Origin of the sequence: Nitrospira lenta, assembly GCF_900403705.1 — a bacterium.
In the GTDB taxonomy this organism is placed as follows: domain Bacteria; phylum Nitrospirota; class Nitrospiria; order Nitrospirales; family Nitrospiraceae; genus Nitrospira_D; species Nitrospira_D lenta.
The window spans coordinates 61103-75939 of record NZ_OUNR01000012.1 but is presented as its reverse complement, the minus strand read 5'-3'; the positions used below and the strand labels follow the sequence as shown (position 1 = coordinate 75939).

Below are 14837 nucleotides of genomic sequence, written 5' to 3'. Positions count from 1 at the left end.
AAATGTCTAGATCCAAATGGGTCGGGCAAAGCATGACCGGGCGTGGCTCAGACCGTATTGAGCGAATCAGGATTCCGTTGGCCGGATGGATGAACATGACTGAGGCTGAGGCGCACATCCATCGGTCGCGCTGTTGTGTGAATTGGGAGCGTGGCTTTCGAGTACTCACAGCGGAGGAGTATTAAGGAGGGAATATAAATTTGGTGCCGAAGGCGGGACTTGAACCCGCACGGCTTGCGCCACACGCCCCTCAAACGTGCGTGTCTGCCATTTCACCACTTCGGCTACCGGGTAGGATGCTGAAAAAGCCTTCCAGCTTCGTTCTCACATCGTTCGGAGACTCCACGTACGCATCCAGTACGCGTCGTCTCCTCACTCGTTGCGGCCTTGCTGGAAAGCTTTTTGAGCATCCTGCAGCTCGGCCATCGAACAACGAGGAAGGCCTGAGGGAGGCGCATTATAGAAGTAGGGCAAAATTCTTGTCAATAAAGGAGACGTCCGGTAGAATCGCCCCACTTTCACGCTGATGTTCCCCTGTTTCCTTCCGTCGAGGAGATCGCCTGCACCATGTCGGTCACTTCCTCCGCCTCCCAACGTCGTGTGGCCACGCCGATCGCCGCATTTTTCGACGTCGACAATACGCTTTTGCCCGGCGAAGCCAGCGAGGTGGGATTTTTTCGTTGGCTCCGGCAGCGTGGAGTGGTCGGTTGGCCGGAAGCCCGTGCAAGCGTGGCCTGGTGGTTGCGGCATCTTCCGTCGCTGTCGCTGCAACCGCTGCGTGAACGCAAGTTGTATCTGGCGGGAAAGCCGGCGCAAGTCATTGAGTCGCTTGGTGAAGAATTTTGCCGTGAAGCCCTCTGCCCGCGGGTGTGTCCCGCAGCCATGACGGCGATTGAGCGACATCGGAGTGCGGGGCATCTGGTGATTCTCCTGACGGGGTCGCTCGATTTTCTGATGGAGCCCATCGCCGAATCCCTGCAAGTCGATCGGTGTATTGCCAGTCAGTTGGAACAGATGGAGGGCGTCTATACGGGACAGGTGGTTCCTCCGCTGCCGTACGGCGATGGGAAGCTCACCCATGTGCACCGGCTTGTGCGGGAATTGGAATTGGATCTCGCGGCCTGCTTTGCCTACGGCGATAGTCCGGGAGATCAGGCTGTCTTGGGTGCCGTGGGGCATCCGACTGTGGTGAACCCGATTCGCGGCATGGACCGCGTGGCTCGCCGCCACGGCTGGCCGGTGGTGTCCTGGCGATGACTGCTCCCCTCCAAACCCAGGAACAGCCGCTCCGGGTGACGGAAATTTTTCATAGCATCCAAGGCGAGTCGACGTATGCGGGGCAGCCCTGCGTCTTCGTTCGGCTCACGGGTTGTCCGCTCCGTTGTACCTGGTGCGATACCGAGTATAGTTTCTATGGCGGGACGACGTTCTCCATTGACGAGATCCTAAGCACCATTCGAGCGTATGGCTGCCAGCTGGTTGAAGTCACCGGCGGTGAGCCACTCGCGCAGCCGGCGGCGCTTCCGCTGATTGCTCGTCTGTGCGATGCCGGCTATACCGTCTTGATCGAAACCAGCGGTGCGATCGACGTGCAGCCGGTCGATCGACGGGCGAAACTCATTCTGGACGTCAAATGTCCGGGGAGCGGGATGACGGATCGGATGCATTGGCCGAATCTCGACTATCTGACCGCAAAGGACGAGGCGAAGTTTGTCCTGGCGTCGCGCGAGGATTATGAGTGGGCGCGCGGTATGGTGGCGCAATATCGTCTCGCGGATCGCTGTCCCGTGTTGTTCAGTCCGGTCTTCGGGTCGCTGGATCTTCGCGCTCTTGCGGAGTGGATACTGGCGGATCGGCTCTCAGTCAGGTTTCAATTGCAAATGCATAAATATATCTGGGCCCCGGATATGCGGGGCGTGTGACGAATGTGTCGTTCAGCGTATCGCGCACGACGACTATAGAAGGAGATGGGAATGAAGATCATGCGGGTAGATGCACGGGCCGGGCGTGTGGAGACGGAATCGACGGAAGTGTTGGTCTTGACCCATTGCGAGGGTGGCATATTTTCGAAACAGGCGACGGTAATCGATAAATCGATGAACGGGGCGTTGCAGGAGTTGGTGCGGTCGAAAGAATTTGAAGGCAAGGCCAATGAGCTTGTGCTGGTGCATACGCAGGGCAAAGTGCCCGCCAAGCGGATTCTGCTGGTGGGGTTGGGGAAAGAGAAGGATGTGACGGTGGATCAGCTGCGGCAGGCCATGGGGCATGCGGTGAAGCGCGTGCGCCAGGCGAAGGCCGGCTTCTTCACGGTGGCTGTTCCGTCTGTGACTCCGCCGGGTGCATCTCCCGTTGAGGTCGCGCAGGCGATGGCGGAGGGGGCCATTTTGGGTAGCTATCAATTCACGGCCTATCGGAGCGAAGGCGTATCGGGAAAAGAGGTGAACGGGCTCTCGTTCCTGGCGGCGCAAACGAGTGAGCTCAAGGCGATTGCCGAAGGCATCCGGCGCGGTGTGGCAACGGCGGAAGCTGCAGTGCTGGTGCGGGATCTGTGCAACCATCCGTCGAATGTCATGACGCCGACCAGGATTGCGAATGAGGCGAAAGCGATTGCCAAAGAGCAGTCGCTGACGTTGAAGATCCTGGAGCGGAAAGATATTGAAAAACTGGGTATGGGGGCGTTGCTGGGCGTGGCGCAAGGCAGCCACGAGCCGCCGAAGTTCATCATCCTCGAATACAAGGGATCAAAAAAGAAGGATGAGCGTCCGGTGGTGCTGGTGGGGAAGACGATCACGTTCGATACCGGCGGTATTTCCCTCAAGCCGGCGGAGAACATGGAGCATATGAAGGCGGACATGACCGGCGGCGCCGAGGTGCTGGCCTCGATCCGCGCGGCCGCGCGGTTGAAGCTGCCGCTGCATCTGATCAGCATTCTGCCGGTGGCGGAGAATATGCCGGGCGGCCGGGCGATGAAGCCGGGCGACGTCGTCACGACACTCTCCGGAAAGACGGTCGAAGTGCAGAATACCGATGCGGAAGGCCGTCTGATTCTGGCTGATGCGCTGGCCTATGCGACCCGCTACAAGCCGGCGGCGTTGATCGATATTGCGACGCTCACGGGCGCCTGTGTGGTGGCGCTCGGACAATTTGCCATCGGGATGTTCGGGACCGATGCCAGCGTGAAGGAGTCGGTGCGGAAGGCCGGCTTGCGCGCGGGCGAGCGGGTGTGGGAAATGCCGCTTTGGGATGAATACTTCGAGCAGCTGCGCAGCGATGTGGCGGATATGCGCAACATCGGGGGCCGTGGGGGCGGGATGATCACGGCTGCACTATTTTTGAGCAAGTTTGTCGGCGACTGTCCCTGGGTCCATCTGGATATCGCCAGCACGGACTGGAGCGAACGGGAGCGGGCCTATGTTCCCAAAGGACCTTCTGGGATTGGTACCAGATTGCTGATTCAGTATTTGATCGATCGGACACTCTAATCCGGCTGAGGGATACGGCTCATGCTCATGTCGCGCGAAAAAATCGGCCAGTTGTTCATGGTGGGGTTCGAGGGGACCTCGGTGACGCCCGATCTGGCGGCATTCATCAAGGAGTATAAACCGGGCGGGGTGATTCTCTTCTCGCGCAATCTTGAATCGATCGAGCAGATCGTCGAGTTGACCAACGCCTTGCAGGCCTGCAGCCCTCATTCGCCCTTGTTGATTTCGATCGATCAAGAAGGCGGACGGGTCTCGCGGCTGCCGAAGAGTTTCACGATATTCCCTCCCTGCGAGGTGTTGGGGAAATGCAATTCGTCGGAGCTGGCCTATGCGGCGGCGGCGACGATTGCGAAGGAGCTTAGGGCTGTCGGGATCAACATGAACATGTCGCCGGTGCTGGATGTGAACAGCAATCCTGCCAACCCCGTGATCGGCGATCGGGCTTTCGGGTCGACGCCCGGTCCGGTCTGCGAGTTGGGTTTGGCGACGGTGGGCGGATTGCAGGACAATCGTGTGGTCGCCTGCGGAAAGCATTTCCCCGGGCACGGCGATACGACGGTGGACTCACACAAAGAATTGCCGGTGGTGGAGGCATCGAAGGAGCGGTTGGAGCAGATCGAATTCCCACCGTTCCGGCATGCCACGGCTCACGGAGTGGCAACGCTGATGACGGCCCATGTGCTCTATCGCGCGCTGGACGATCAAAAGCCGGCGACGCTCTCTCCGACCATCATCACGGAATTTCTGCGGGGCGAGCTGCGGTATGACGGCGTGGTGCTGACTGACGATCTGGAGATGCACGCGATTATCGATCACTATGGAATTGAAGAAGCGACGGTGCGCGCCATCCAAGCCGGTTGTGATATGCCGTTGATCTGTAAGGATCGCAATCGGGAAATTGCGGCGATCACCGCGGTAGACAGCGCCGTCGCTGACGGGTCGATCAGTATCGAACGGCTGGAGCAGTCCCTGGTCAGGATTGCCGGATTGAAGCGGCGGTTCCTGGCTCCGTACAAACCGGTTGTGATCTCCGATGCCAAGCTGATTGTTGGGTGCCGGAGTCATCACGTGTTGCTTCGTTCCATCCATCAGGCCCGTGAACGACTGGCGAAAGCCACGGTGTGAATCCCCCGCCTCCTCCCTTCCCAGCCGGTCGTCGAGAGCTCTGGGCCTGGTGCTTCTACGATTTTGCGAACTCCTCCTTTTCGACCCTGATCGTGACAGTAGCGTACAGTGTCTATTTCGTCCAGGTGGTGGCTGCCGATGTGTCCCCGCCAGGTATGGCCGAACGACTTTGGTTTTGGGGGTATGCGCTGTCGATGCTGGTCGTGGCGCTGGTGTCCCCTGTCCTAGGTGCGCTGGCGGATATTCGTGCGATCAAGCGGCGGGTACTCATCGTCTCGACCCTTCTTTGCGTGTTCAGCACCGCGCTCTTATGGTTCGTGCATCGCGGCGACGTGATGCTGGGATTGCTCATCTTCGGGATTGCCAATATCGGATTCGACGTGGGGTTTGTCTTCTGTAGCGCATTTCTGGTGGAGCTGGTTCCGCCGCAGCGGATGGGCCGCCTGTCCGGCTATGGCTGGGGATTCGGCTACGCCGGGGGGCTGCTGTCTCTGGCGCTGGCCTACCCGTTTCTCGCCGGTGGTTTTGCCGACACCAATCTCGCGTCGTATCGGTTGAGTTTTGTCGTGACGGCGGTATTCTTTCTGAGTGCGACCCTGCCGACGTTTCTGTATTTGCACGAACGGGCTCAGCCTCGCGCTCTTCCTGACGGCCTGACGGTGTGGCGTGCGGTGATGCGGCAGCTGCGCGACACGGCCCGCCGTCTGTCGGCCTATCGAGATCTCCGGCGCTATTTCATCGCCTATCTGCTCTATTCGGATGCGATCAATACGGTCATCGTGGCGTCGGGCATCTTTGCAAACAAAGTCCTGGACTTCACGCCGGGCGATCTGATTATCTATTTCCTCGTGACGCAGATCACGGCCGGGCTGGGTTCCGTCGGATTCGGATTTGTGGCGGATCGAATGGGAGCCGTCCGGTCGATCACGGTGACCTTGGTGCTCTGGATCGGTGTGGTGATTGGTGCGGCGGCGGTCCAGACGCACGGACAATTTTATCTACTTGGGCTGGTGGCCGGCGCGGCGCTCGGCGCCAATCAATCGGTCAGCCGCACGCTGCTTGGACGGTTTACGCCGTTGGGGCATCAGGGGGAATTTTTCGGTTTCTTTTCGGTGGCGGGGAAATTCGCCGCGATTCTGGGGCCGATCGTCTACGGAGAAGTGACGGCCTGGACCGGTAGCCAGCGCTGGGCCGTGCTTTCGATGACGCTGTTTTTTCTCGTCGGATTGGCGGTGTTTGTCGGGGTGGATGAACGGCGCGGCATGGCTGCCGCGCAGGAGTGAGGTCACAAGATGGCGCTGAAAAAAGGCGATTTTATCGATGAGCAGGCACGCCATCCGCATGCCTGCGGGTTGATTGTGAAAGTCATGGGCGGCGGTGAGGGGTTTGAGAAGATCGTCTGCTGCGATCATGATTTGACCGAGCAGGATGTTGTGGCGGAGATGGGTTCACCGGCCGGCCGGAAACGAGGCGCTTTGCCGTCGGCGGTGGTCCTGGATGAGAAGAAGTTGTATCCGGATTCTTGCGGATTGCGAGTGATGATTATGGATGGCGGCGCGGGTTTCAAAGAAATTCGTTGCTGCGGTCACTCCTTGACGATCAGTTCGATGCGTGAATTAAAGTTCGGTCAGATGCGTGCCCCTGAACCGGAGCAGACTGGGCAGGCCGGGACGGCCTAGATTGGACGGAGGTGAGGGTATGGGGACTGATGAGCCGCGCGCGCATCGGAATGAGTTGATGCGGCGGTGGTGCCAGTACATGGAGTGGCTGGACCGTCTTGGCTACGCCACTGCCGGATTTAGTTTGTTGATCCTCGGCATGTTGGTGTTTATCCATGCCTGGTATGTGTTTCTCGCCGGGCAGTTCGATCCGAAGGGACAGGTGTTGATTCTTCCGGCCGGTCTCCGATTGTTGAATGACATTCTCCTGGTCATTATTCTCTTGGAGCTGTTCCGGACCGTGGTGCGATTTTTACAGACGGAAGTGATGGAATTGGAGCCGTATCTGTCCGTCGGGGTGATTGCCTGCACCAGGAAGATCTTGACGGCGAGCGCAGAGCTGTCACACCAGCAGCACATGACGGATACGCAGTTCTATCAATACCTCATGGATGTAGGGCTGAACGTCACCGTGATTATGGCGTTGATCGGCGCCATAATCATGATTCGAAAACGGCCCGAGCAGAAACCGCTCCCGGTTACCGCTTCGGCGCCGGCAAGCCGGTAACGCGTTCTCGACTTGCCTGTTTCCAGGGAGTTATGGCATCATGCGCCCTCCTGGAGACCGGCATGGCAAATCTGCTTGAATACGTCGGCTATGTGCATATCTACCTCGGTCCCTATCGAGGCAATCCGATTGCCTTGTATTTGAATCGGACCGAATCTTCTTGTCAGATCAGCCCGAAAGCCTATCCCTGGAACGATGTGATGGGTGTGGGCGAGACGCCGAACAAAGCCGCCGCTGATTTCGAAGATAAGTGGAAGACCAAGGGGCTTGCGGCGGAGATGTATTCCGGGCCTTCCTGGGAAGGCGGGATCAAGCCAGAGAAGCCTGCGCCGCCCAAGCCCGCCGCTCCTCCCAAGCCGGCAGCCGCACCGGCTGCAGCGGCGACCGCTCCTGCTGCTCAACCAGCCGCGTCCGTTGGAACGGTTGCTCCAACCGTCGCTGCGCCAACTCCACCACCGACCGCAGCTCCGGCTGCTTCTTCTGACTCCGCCGCCGAAACAGCATAGTCTTTCCCCGCACCGCCTACACGGTTAGTGATTCGTAGACGAGGAGGTGCCGGTTTCAGTTGTCTGCGCCTCGGCTAATTTGCTGTGCCGAATCCCGTAAAGCCCATAGATAATAATTCCGGCGATAGTCCACCAGACGAACCGCTGCCAGGTGAGGGCGGGGAGTTGCCACATCAGGCCGAGGCAAGAGAGCACGCCTAACAGCGGGATCCATGGCATCAGCGGAGTTTTAAACGGACGTGCCAGGTGAGGGTGGGTGTGGCGCAGGACGATGAGCCCGATGCACACGAGTGTGAAGGCGAAGAACGTTCCGATGTTGGTCATGTCAGCCGCGGTGCCGATGGGGACGAAGGCGGCCATGATCGCGACGGCGATGCCGGTGAGGATCGTCGCATGGTGCGGCGTGCCGAAGCGGGGATGTACCACGGACAACCATGGTCCCAGGAGCCCGTCCCGTGAGATCGCAAAGAACACCCGGATCTGCCCCAGCATCATGACCACCAGCACGCTGGTGATGCCGGCGACGGCTCCCATGGCCACGACGGCCGCCCCCCATTTGTAGCCTGCCAGTCGCAAGGCTTCCGCCACGGGAGCGTGAATGTCGATCTGACTGTAGGGAACCAACCCTGTCAGGACGGCGGCGACGGTGACATAGAGAATCGTACAGATTCCGAGCGAGGTCATGATGCCGATCGGCAGATCGCGTTGTGGATTGCGTGCCTCTTCCGCCGTCGTGGTCACGGCGTCAAACCCGATATAGGCGAAGAAGACGGTTGCGGCGGCAGCGGTGACTCCGGTGAAGCCGTTGGGCATGAACGGAGACCAATTCTCCGGGCTGACGGCCGGGGCTCCCACGGCGATGAAAAACAAGATTATCGCTAGCTTCAGGCAGACGATGATGCCGGTGGCCCGCGCGCTTTCCTTGATGCCGATCACGAGAATGACGGTGACGAGCAGCACGATAATGGCGGCCGGGAAATTCGCGATGCCGCCCTCGGGCCCTCCGGGCGCGTGCGTGGCCCAGTCCGGCAGATCGAGGCCCGCCAGCTTCAGCAGGTTATTGAAGTAGCCGGACCAACCGATGGCCACGGCGACACAGGCGACGCCGTATTCCAAGATGAGATTCCAGCCGGTGATCCAGGCAAGAAATTCTCCCAGGGTGGCATATGAATAGGTATAGGCCGATCCCGCCACGGGAATCATCGCGGCGAATTCCGCATAGCACAGGGCGGCGAGGACGCAGGTCAAACCGGAGAGGATGAAGGAGAGGACAATGCCTGGACCGGCCCCTGGGCGGCCTGCGTCTCCGACGATCGCCGTTCCGATCAGCACAAAGATACCGGTTCCGATGATGGCGCCAATACCCAAGGCGGTGAGATCCCAGGCGCTCAATGTCCGTTTGAGTCGATAGCGGGGATGATCGGCATCGGCCAGAATACGTTCGATGGATTTAGTGCGAAACAGATGACGTGTTACTGAGGTCGCGGTCGTCGGAGCGGTCGAGTGGGTGTCGGCATCGGGAGGAGTAAGAGCCATATGGCGCGTAGTATAGCAGTCGGGGTGAAAAAAGCTGTGCGAATCGTAAAAGCCGTCGCGTCTTCGGCGTCAGGCGCGCGTGCGGCCGGCAGCGCGCAGCAGCGCTTGAAACAATCGACGATGGGCGATGTGTCGTTCAAAGAGAAATTCAGGGTGCCACTGGATGCCGAGGAAGAATCGGTGGCGGGGGGATTCGATCGCTTCGATGACGCCATCCGGAGCGATGGCGCTGGCGATCAGCGACGGGGCGACGGTTTTTACGGACTGATGATGTGAGCTGTTGACCCGCAAGGTAGCCTTGGTGACGATCTTTCTGAGAAGGCTTCCGGCGGTGATGTCGACGGAGTGTGCCAGATGGATGGCCTTGGTCGTTTGGCGGTGCTGCAGCACATGCGGCATTTGTGCTGTGAGATCCTGAAAGAGGCTACCCCCGCAGGCGACATTGATGGTCTGCATCCCGCCGCAGATGCCGAGGACAGGGAGGTCGCGTGTCTGAGCGAGATGAACCAGATCCAATTCGAAATTCGCGCGGCGCTCGCTGACGAGGGGAAATTTGTAGCGTTGACGTTCCCCGTATAGGCGTGGCGGAAGGTCGGGACCGCTACCGGTCAGCAGGAGCCCGTCGACCCGTTCAAGCAGTCGCCGCCGCCCGGCCGCATCGGCGACTAAGGGAAGAATAAGAGGGATACCGCCGAGTTCTTCGATGGCGCGGACGTAGCGGGCACGGAGGAAATAGGTGGGCTCGCGCCCACCCCATTCCTTGCGGTCACCGGCATTGAAGTCTGGGGTCACGCCGATGACGGGCTTCATGTCACCGGGCTGGTTCCATGGTGGAGGTGTTGGAGATACCTGTGGCGGTATCGTCCGTCGCAACTCCGAGGAATCGGACGGAGCGATCACCGGTCAGGTGTTCGGGCGTGATCACATAGGTGCCATACATGCTGGGGACCCAGATGCTCTTCGCGGTTTGTTCGTTCAAGCCGGAGAACAAATAGGCGAGTCCTCCGACGATGCCACCGCCGATCGCAAAGGCGGCTTTGAAGGGGAAATACAATATTGTTGAGACGGCGGCGCCTGCTTGCATGCCCGCGCCGGACGGCGTGCCCTGCTGGGTGTCTGCGGTGGACGTTTGGCTCCAGGCCGGCGTGGCGACCAACGAGGTGAATGTCATGAGCACCACCAGTGCAATCAGTGGGAGCGTGCGAATTAATCCAGTGTGTGTCACGGAGACCCTCCTTCCTCTCAAAGACAGGATTCTAGGATCATGTCTGCGGTCTGATGAAAAAATAATGAGACTGTCATGGCGTTATAACAAATTCACCGGGGCTTGCAAACCCCCTGCCCTGTTGAAACTGAGTGAATGGCGAGAAATTCTTTCATGGCACCAGGTCGAGTTCGGTGAGAATGTAGGTGACGACATACTCCTGCCGAGTTGGAATAACGTGATTCAATTCTGTGACGAACTCATCACCTGGAATCCGTTGGTTCTCCTGCGGCAATCCAGCGGCCAGGCGGAGATCGAGTTTGCACCAGGCAATCGCTTGGGCGGCGAGATCTGGAATGCGCGCGGCCGCCTCGGTGCGATCCTCTTCAGATAGCGGTTTGAGGGCGTCGGCGATCGGGGCCGCCTGTCGAATAGTTTCTTGAATTGCCGCAAGCTGGTCTGTCCCGATGTCGACCGATACTTGGATGCCGGCCTTCCAACTGCGTTTCTTCACGTTGAAGACGCAGGTTTGTGTGAGGGAATCGCTGTCGGCCGGTTCCGGGCCAAAGAAGAGCGTGACCCGATAAGGTGTTGCGTCTGGTGGAGTGTCAAGCGCCATGAAGGCGTATTGTAACACGCAGCGCACGCTATGCTGTGTCTTGATTTGACGGCTTCCCACTTCGGCGAATATGATGCCCTCACGATGATGCTGGCACGGTGCCATGAACGAATAGCCGCGATCCAGGACGCGATTCGAGAAAGCGGATCAGCCGACGGCTGGCTGTTTTATGATTTTCGAGGGAGCGATCCGCTGGCCTATCGCGTGCTGTTGCTTGATCCGTCACGCCATGTCACGCGCCGGTGGTATTACTGGATTCCCGCAGAAGGGACTCCCGTCAAATTGCTCCACCGCATTGAGCCGCATGTGTTGGAGGAGTTGCCCGGGCAGGATCGGCTGTATGTCTCATGGGAGCAACAGCGGGCGCTGCTGGCCTCGACTCTCAAAGGCGCGCGGCGGATCGCGATGCAATATTCTCCGCTCAATGCGGTGCCGTATGTCTCGCGTGTCGATGCCGGCACGATTGAATTGATCCGCAGTCTCGGGGTGGATGTTGTCAGCGCCGCCGATCTGATTCAACGTTTTGAGGCGGTCTGGACGGATGCGCAACTCGAATCGCATCAATACGCGGTGACTGCGTTACGCCGAATTGTCGATGAGGCGTTCACTCACGTCGGCTCATCGCTCCAGGGCGGCCGATCGCTTACCGAATACGATCTCCAGCAGTTTATTCTCGGACGGATACATGATGCCGGGATGGTGACCTCAAGCCCTCCGATTGCGGCCGTCAATGCGCACAGTGCCGATCCCCATTACGGCCCGACGGTGGCTGCGTCGTCACCCGTGTTGCGTGACAGCCTGGTGCTGATCGACCTATGGGCGAAGCGTAGAGAAGCAGGCGCTGTCTATGGTGACATCACCTGGACCGGATTTACGGCCCGCGAGGTTCCCTCACGCCATCGAGAGATCTTTGACTATGTGCGACAGGGTCGTGATGCGGCGTTGTCATTTGTACAGCAACGGGTGGCAGCCGGACAATTTCCCTATGGCTGGGAGGTCGATGACGCGTGTCGTCAGGTGATTAGCCGGGCCGGGTATGGAGAGTGGTTTGTGCATCGGACCGGGCATTCGATCGGTGAAGAGGTGCATGGGAATGGTGCCAATATCGACAATCTCGAAACGCAAGAGAGCCGGCGGTTGATGCCCAAGACCTGTTTCTCGATCGAGCCGGGGATCTATCTCCCGGATGAATTCGGGATTCGGAGCGAGCTTGATGTGTATGTTTCGGAGCGCGCCGCAGTCGCCTACGGACAGCCCTTACAGACGGAAATCATCGCGATCAGCTAGCCCCGCCCGTTTCTTGACAGTGTCTTGTTGTGGCGGCTAAATTCTTTCATTGTATGAGAGTTGAGCGAGTGCGGTTTTGACCACCTGCGAGCAGGAAGGGTGCGACCATGTTCGGGACAATGGGGATTTCAGAGCTGATCATCATCCTGGTGATCGTATTGATTATTTTTGGAGCGGGCCGCTTGCCGCAAATCGGAGAAGGCGTTGGCAAGGCTCTGAAAGGGTTCAAAAAGGAAGTTAATGAGATCCCGCCTCCGCAAGAGGTCGCTCAGGCTCAACCTGACATGACGGCTACGGTAGAGGCTGCTCACGTTGAGAGAGCGTCTGATCTTCAGCCGGTTGCACCGGTTCAAGGCACACCGAAGGCGACGAATGTTCCCTATGTGCCTGGTCCTGAGCTGACGCCAGGAACGACAGCCTCGATGATGTACAACATGGGCCCACAATCTCCGCAAGCTGCTCGTCCAGCCGGTGCTCCACCGACTCAGGCGAGTGGCGGGCAGCAGGCTCTGTCGATGGAGGAGCGGGCTGCCGCTCCGGCCCCCATGTCCCGCGCGCAGTATCCGCCTCTTCCGCCGGGAGCTCAGGCAAAGCCGGCGGCGAAGCGTCCTTCTGCAATTGTGAACAAAGATGCGGTGGCTCGCGTACAGGCGCAACAAGCCGCATTGAAGGCGAAAGCAGCCCAAGCGCCGGCGGGGTTATCTCCAAATGATATGCAGGGTCTTGGCGAAGGGCTGGGTGATGCGTTACGAACATTCCGGCAGACGGTTGCCGATGTTCGGAATACCGTGGACCCCCAAGTGAGGACCATTCAATTTGAGATGGATTCTGCGCAGAAAGAGTTTCAGCAATCTCTGGAGGCCGCCAGAGAACTGCCGGCGGTGGATGAGGAACCTCCCAAACAGGCGTGAAGCGCTACGGCTGTTATCCATCCAGTATTGGTACGATGCCCTCGTGTAGCCTGTTTGTCCTACTCAGCTTCTGTTTGGCCTCACTCCTCGGATGTTATCAACCGCCAGCGACGGTTGCTCCGCAACGTACTGTAGAAGCACTATTAAGACTGTTGGATGATCGTGATGCCGTGACACGGCGAACCGCTGCCGAAGCTTTGGGCAAGATCGGCAATCCGCAGGCGGTTCCCAGGCTCGTGGTGGCGTTAGGTGACCAGTCACCCATTGTGCGTGAGGCGGCGGTACGGAGTTTAGGAGGCGTGGGCCCTCTTGATTCGGGGACCAGGGCGCACATAGCCGGGTTACTTGTCGACTCGGTCCAATCAGTGCGCGCGGCTGCCGCACAGACTCTGGGGTCTCTGGATCCCTCGAAGGAGATCTGGCCGCTGGCACTGTCACAGTTGGCGCATGCCGATCCAGAGGTGCGTCGTACCGTGATTCAGGCTTTTGAGGGCAGTGACTCTCCAGAGGTTATGCAGGCGCTCGTGAACAGTCTTCACGATCCCGATTCACAAGTTCGCCAAACTGCGGTGGCGGTGCTTGGTGAGTCGGGGAATTCCAGAGTGGTGGAATTGTTCCAGGAGCGACTGAAGACAGAGTCCTCGGCAACCGTCCGGGGTGAGATAGCCTATCGATTGCAATTCTTTTCAGTGGATGAGTTTGGAGAGGGGCTGCGATTCGTCGCGAGCCACGACGAAAGCGTACAAGTGCGGCGCTGGGCCGATCACACGCTTAAGGGGTTTCGGGGAGCACGCGATTCCGGTTCAAGGCCTCAACCAATTCCACCAGCTGTGCCTGCGCCTTCTCATCGATATCCGTAAACTGCACGCCCATTCCTGGAAAGAGAAGATGGCGCTCTGGTCGATTCCTTGTCCAGGCGACCTTGCCTTTGGCTTTGACCTTCTCCCAGGGCCGATCCGGCAAGGCAAATTCCACAGATACTTCCGTTCCGGGAGCGAGCGGGGTGCCGCTTTCAATGAAGAGTCCGCCTCCGCCGATGCCGCCGGTCAAGCTATCGAATTGTTTCCCTTCGGGAGTGGAATAGCGGACTTTCAGTGCAAGCGGGGCTCGCGGGTGTGTGCGGCAATGGGCAAAGCGCGTATCGTCATCACTCGCCAGGAGTTGATCAATGACGGCTCCCCAGGGGATGCCTCCGAGGAGGGTGTCAGCGGCATCGTGGATCAGAATCATTTCTTGATGGGGGTCGACCACGAGGTATTTCCCCTGGTGATTCGTGGTGCTGGCGACGGGGTATTTCATGCGTGAGGAGCCTCAATGGATCTGGCGCAGAGGAGGGCCGTCATGGGATGCGTCAAGCGGCGCGTTCGGTGCCCTCAAGGGTTTTGACGATAGCCAAGATGCGATCCCGCGCTTCTGGCTGAATGTCGGTAAATCGAACGCCCATGCCAGGGCTAAAGGTGTATTGATCCGCCTTGGGGCAGACCCAGGCCACGATTCCTTTCGCCTGGATCCACTCGGATGGCTGCTCCGGCAGAGAGAATTCCATGGCGAGTTTGGTGCCGACCGGGAGCGGCGTCGTACTTTCAATAAAGAGTCCGCCTCCTCCGATACCTCCCGCCCGACTGTCGTAGCGGTCTCCTTCTGGAGTCTTGTATCGTACTCGAAACGCGAGATTGACCCGAGGTTCAGAGCGCGTTTCTTTGGGTAATACGGGTTTGCGATAGGCGAGGATCTGATCGATGACAAAATCCCAGGAGAGGCTTCCGATCGCTTCCCCATTGTTCCCGAGCAGGTTCACGATTTCGCGTGAGGCGTCCAGCTCGAGCGTTTTCCCTTTGTGGCGAAGGCTGAGGGATACGGGAAGTTTCACGGGGCCTCCTAGGGCGGTTCTGATACTCCCTCAATATAGCGCGTTATTTTCTGTTGTCGAGTAATCTGCAA

Annotated in this window: 18 protein-coding genes and 1 tRNA gene; 12 read left to right on the top strand and 7 right to left on the bottom strand. The window is 59.0% G+C overall.

The annotated features are described in order from the left end of the window. The first annotated feature begins 2 nt into the window (after nucleotides 1–2). Nucleotides 3–185: a hypothetical protein gene (locus tag NITLEN_RS17870; RefSeq protein ID WP_146216123.1), complete on the top strand. Its 183-nt coding sequence runs from the start codon at nucleotides 3–5 to the stop codon at nucleotides 183–185. A 16-nt stretch (nucleotides 186–201) separates the two neighbouring features. On the opposite strand, the gene NITLEN_RS06730 is transcribed toward NITLEN_RS17870, so the two are convergent. Next, nucleotides 202–285 (bottom strand) — tRNA-Leu (locus tag NITLEN_RS06730). A gap of 282 nt (nucleotides 286–567) precedes the next feature. Between NITLEN_RS06730 and NITLEN_RS06725 the strand changes: the two genes are divergently transcribed. From NITLEN_RS06725 to NITLEN_RS18070, 8 genes are all read left to right on the top strand, one after another. Beyond that, on the top strand, nucleotides 568–1257 hold the full coding sequence (locus NITLEN_RS06725; protein ID WP_121988838.1) for an HAD family hydrolase: 690 nt from the start codon (nucleotides 568–570) through the stop codon (nucleotides 1255–1257). After that, complete coding sequence (queE, locus tag NITLEN_RS06720; protein ID WP_121988837.1) at nucleotides 1254–1922, top strand: 7-carboxy-7-deazaguanine synthase QueE; 669 nt, start codon at nucleotides 1254–1256, stop codon at nucleotides 1920–1922. The genes NITLEN_RS06725 and queE overlap by 4 nt, the downstream gene beginning before the upstream one ends. 51 nt (nucleotides 1923–1973) lie before the next feature. Further along, nucleotides 1974–3482: a leucyl aminopeptidase gene (locus tag NITLEN_RS06715; protein ID WP_121988836.1), complete on the top strand. Its 1509-nt coding sequence runs from the start codon at nucleotides 1974–1976 to the stop codon at nucleotides 3480–3482. 21 nt (nucleotides 3483–3503) lie between these two features. Next, complete coding sequence (nagZ, locus tag NITLEN_RS06710) at nucleotides 3504–4607, top strand: beta-N-acetylhexosaminidase (RefSeq protein WP_121988835.1); 1104 nt, start codon at nucleotides 3504–3506, stop codon at nucleotides 4605–4607. Between the two features lie 155 nt (nucleotides 4608–4762). Then, nucleotides 4763–5890 (top strand): MFS transporter, encoded by a 1128-nt coding sequence (locus tag NITLEN_RS06705; protein ID WP_146216122.1) that lies wholly within the window; start codon nucleotides 4763–4765, stop codon nucleotides 5888–5890. 9 nt (nucleotides 5891–5899) lie between these two features. Next, nucleotides 5900–6286, top strand: coding sequence for a hypothetical protein (locus NITLEN_RS06700; RefSeq protein ID WP_121988833.1), 387 nt, complete (start codon nucleotides 5900–5902; stop codon nucleotides 6284–6286). A 19-nt stretch (nucleotides 6287–6305) separates the two neighbouring features. Next, a complete protein-coding gene (locus NITLEN_RS06695) occupies nucleotides 6306–6833 on the top strand; it encodes a phosphate-starvation-inducible PsiE family protein (RefSeq protein WP_121988832.1) in 528 nt (175 codons plus the stop codon). A gap of 62 nt (nucleotides 6834–6895) precedes the next feature. Next, nucleotides 6896–7339, top strand: a complete 444-nt coding sequence (locus tag NITLEN_RS18070) for a hypothetical protein (RefSeq protein ID WP_181416694.1) — start codon at nucleotides 6896–6898, stop codon at nucleotides 7337–7339. Nucleotides 7340–7363: 24 nt separating this feature from the next. Here NITLEN_RS18070 and NITLEN_RS06685 read toward each other — a convergent pair whose 3' ends face one another. The 4 genes from NITLEN_RS06685 to NITLEN_RS06670 form a co-directional block, all read right to left on the bottom strand. Next, nucleotides 7364–8875 carry an amino acid permease gene (locus NITLEN_RS06685; RefSeq protein WP_121988831.1) on the bottom strand — a complete coding sequence of 504 codons (1512 nt, stop codon included), beginning with the start codon at nucleotides 8873–8875 and terminating at the stop codon, nucleotides 7364–7366. 69 nt (nucleotides 8876–8944) lie between these two features. Continuing rightward, nucleotides 8945–9685, bottom strand: coding sequence for a gamma-glutamyl-gamma-aminobutyrate hydrolase family protein (locus NITLEN_RS06680; RefSeq protein WP_121988830.1), 741 nt, complete (start codon nucleotides 9683–9685; stop codon nucleotides 8945–8947). Nucleotide 9686: 1 nt separating this feature from the next. Further along, nucleotides 9687–10100, bottom strand: a complete 414-nt coding sequence (locus NITLEN_RS06675; RefSeq protein ID WP_121988829.1) for a hypothetical protein — start codon at nucleotides 10098–10100, stop codon at nucleotides 9687–9689. Between the two features lie 151 nt (nucleotides 10101–10251). Continuing rightward, complete coding sequence (locus NITLEN_RS06670; RefSeq protein WP_146216121.1) at nucleotides 10252–10698, bottom strand: hypothetical protein; 447 nt, start codon at nucleotides 10696–10698, stop codon at nucleotides 10252–10254. A 30-nt stretch (nucleotides 10699–10728) separates the two neighbouring features. On the opposite strand from NITLEN_RS06670, the gene NITLEN_RS06665 reads away from it, so the two are divergent. The 3 genes from NITLEN_RS06665 to NITLEN_RS18825 all read left to right on the top strand — a co-directional run bounded on the left by NITLEN_RS06665 (nucleotide 10729) and on the right by NITLEN_RS18825 (nucleotide 13756). Next, entirely contained in the window at nucleotides 10729–11985 is a 1257-nt protein-coding gene (locus tag NITLEN_RS06665; RefSeq protein ID WP_121988827.1) for a M24 family metallopeptidase, read from the top strand. A gap of 107 nt (nucleotides 11986–12092) precedes the next feature. Beyond that, entirely contained in the window at nucleotides 12093–12896 is an 804-nt protein-coding gene (tatA, locus tag NITLEN_RS18535) for a twin-arginine translocase TatA/TatE family subunit (protein WP_181416693.1), read from the top strand. Nucleotides 12897–12931: 35 nt separating this feature from the next. Then, nucleotides 12932–13756 (top strand): HEAT repeat domain-containing protein, encoded by an 825-nt coding sequence (locus NITLEN_RS18825; protein ID WP_425464140.1) that lies wholly within the window; start codon nucleotides 12932–12934, stop codon nucleotides 13754–13756. Here NITLEN_RS18825 and NITLEN_RS06650 read toward each other — a convergent pair. Beyond that, nucleotides 13668–14195 (bottom strand): TIGR02266 family protein, encoded by a 528-nt coding sequence (locus NITLEN_RS06650; protein WP_121988825.1) that lies wholly within the window; start codon nucleotides 14193–14195, stop codon nucleotides 13668–13670. The genes NITLEN_RS18825 and NITLEN_RS06650 overlap by 89 nt on opposite strands. A 52-nt stretch (nucleotides 14196–14247) precedes the next feature. After that, nucleotides 14248–14766, bottom strand: coding sequence for a TIGR02266 family protein (locus NITLEN_RS06645; RefSeq protein ID WP_181416691.1), 519 nt, complete (start codon nucleotides 14764–14766; stop codon nucleotides 14248–14250). Nucleotides 14767–14837: the final 71 nt, after the last annotated feature.

What these genes read in the sequence shown, in the direction of transcription:
- NITLEN_RS17870 (WP_146216123.1), top strand. Translation starts at nt 3, where the DNA reads ATGTCTAGATCCAAATGGGTCGGGCAAAGCATGACCGGGCGTGGCTCA.
- NITLEN_RS06725 (WP_121988838.1), top strand. Translation starts at nt 568, where the DNA reads ATGTCGGTCACTTCCTCCGCCTCCCAACGTCGTGTGGCCACGCCGATC.
- queE (WP_121988837.1), top strand. Translation starts at nt 1,254, where the DNA reads ATGACTGCTCCCCTCCAAACCCAGGAACAGCCGCTCCGGGTGACGGAA.
- NITLEN_RS06715 (WP_121988836.1), top strand. Translation starts at nt 1,974, where the DNA reads ATGAAGATCATGCGGGTAGATGCACGGGCCGGGCGTGTGGAGACGGAA.
- nagZ (WP_121988835.1), top strand. Translation starts at nt 3,504, where the DNA reads ATGCTCATGTCGCGCGAAAAAATCGGCCAGTTGTTCATGGTGGGGTTC.
- NITLEN_RS06705 (WP_146216122.1), top strand. Translation starts at nt 4,763, where the DNA reads ATGGCCGAACGACTTTGGTTTTGGGGGTATGCGCTGTCGATGCTGGTC.
- NITLEN_RS06700 (WP_121988833.1), top strand. Translation starts at nt 5,900, where the DNA reads ATGGCGCTGAAAAAAGGCGATTTTATCGATGAGCAGGCACGCCATCCG.
- NITLEN_RS06695 (WP_121988832.1), top strand. Translation starts at nt 6,306, where the DNA reads ATGGGGACTGATGAGCCGCGCGCGCATCGGAATGAGTTGATGCGGCGG.
- NITLEN_RS18070 (WP_181416694.1), top strand. Translation starts at nt 6,896, where the DNA reads ATGGCAAATCTGCTTGAATACGTCGGCTATGTGCATATCTACCTCGGT.
- NITLEN_RS06685 (WP_121988831.1), bottom strand. Translation starts at nt 8,875, where the DNA reads ATGGCTCTTACTCCTCCCGATGCCGACACCCACTCGACCGCTCCGACG.
- NITLEN_RS06680 (WP_121988830.1), bottom strand. Translation starts at nt 9,685, where the DNA reads ATGAAGCCCGTCATCGGCGTGACCCCAGACTTCAATGCCGGTGACCGC.
- NITLEN_RS06670 (WP_146216121.1), bottom strand. Translation starts at nt 10,698, where the DNA reads ATGGCGCTTGACACTCCACCAGACGCAACACCTTATCGGGTCACGCTC.
- NITLEN_RS06665 (WP_121988827.1), top strand. Translation starts at nt 10,729, where the DNA reads ATGCTGTGTCTTGATTTGACGGCTTCCCACTTCGGCGAATATGATGCC.
- tatA (WP_181416693.1), top strand. Translation starts at nt 12,093, where the DNA reads ATGTTCGGGACAATGGGGATTTCAGAGCTGATCATCATCCTGGTGATC.
- NITLEN_RS18825 (WP_425464140.1), top strand. Translation starts at nt 12,932, where the DNA reads ATGCCCTCGTGTAGCCTGTTTGTCCTACTCAGCTTCTGTTTGGCCTCA.
- NITLEN_RS06650 (WP_121988825.1), bottom strand. Translation starts at nt 14,195, where the DNA reads ATGAAATACCCCGTCGCCAGCACCACGAATCACCAGGGGAAATACCTC.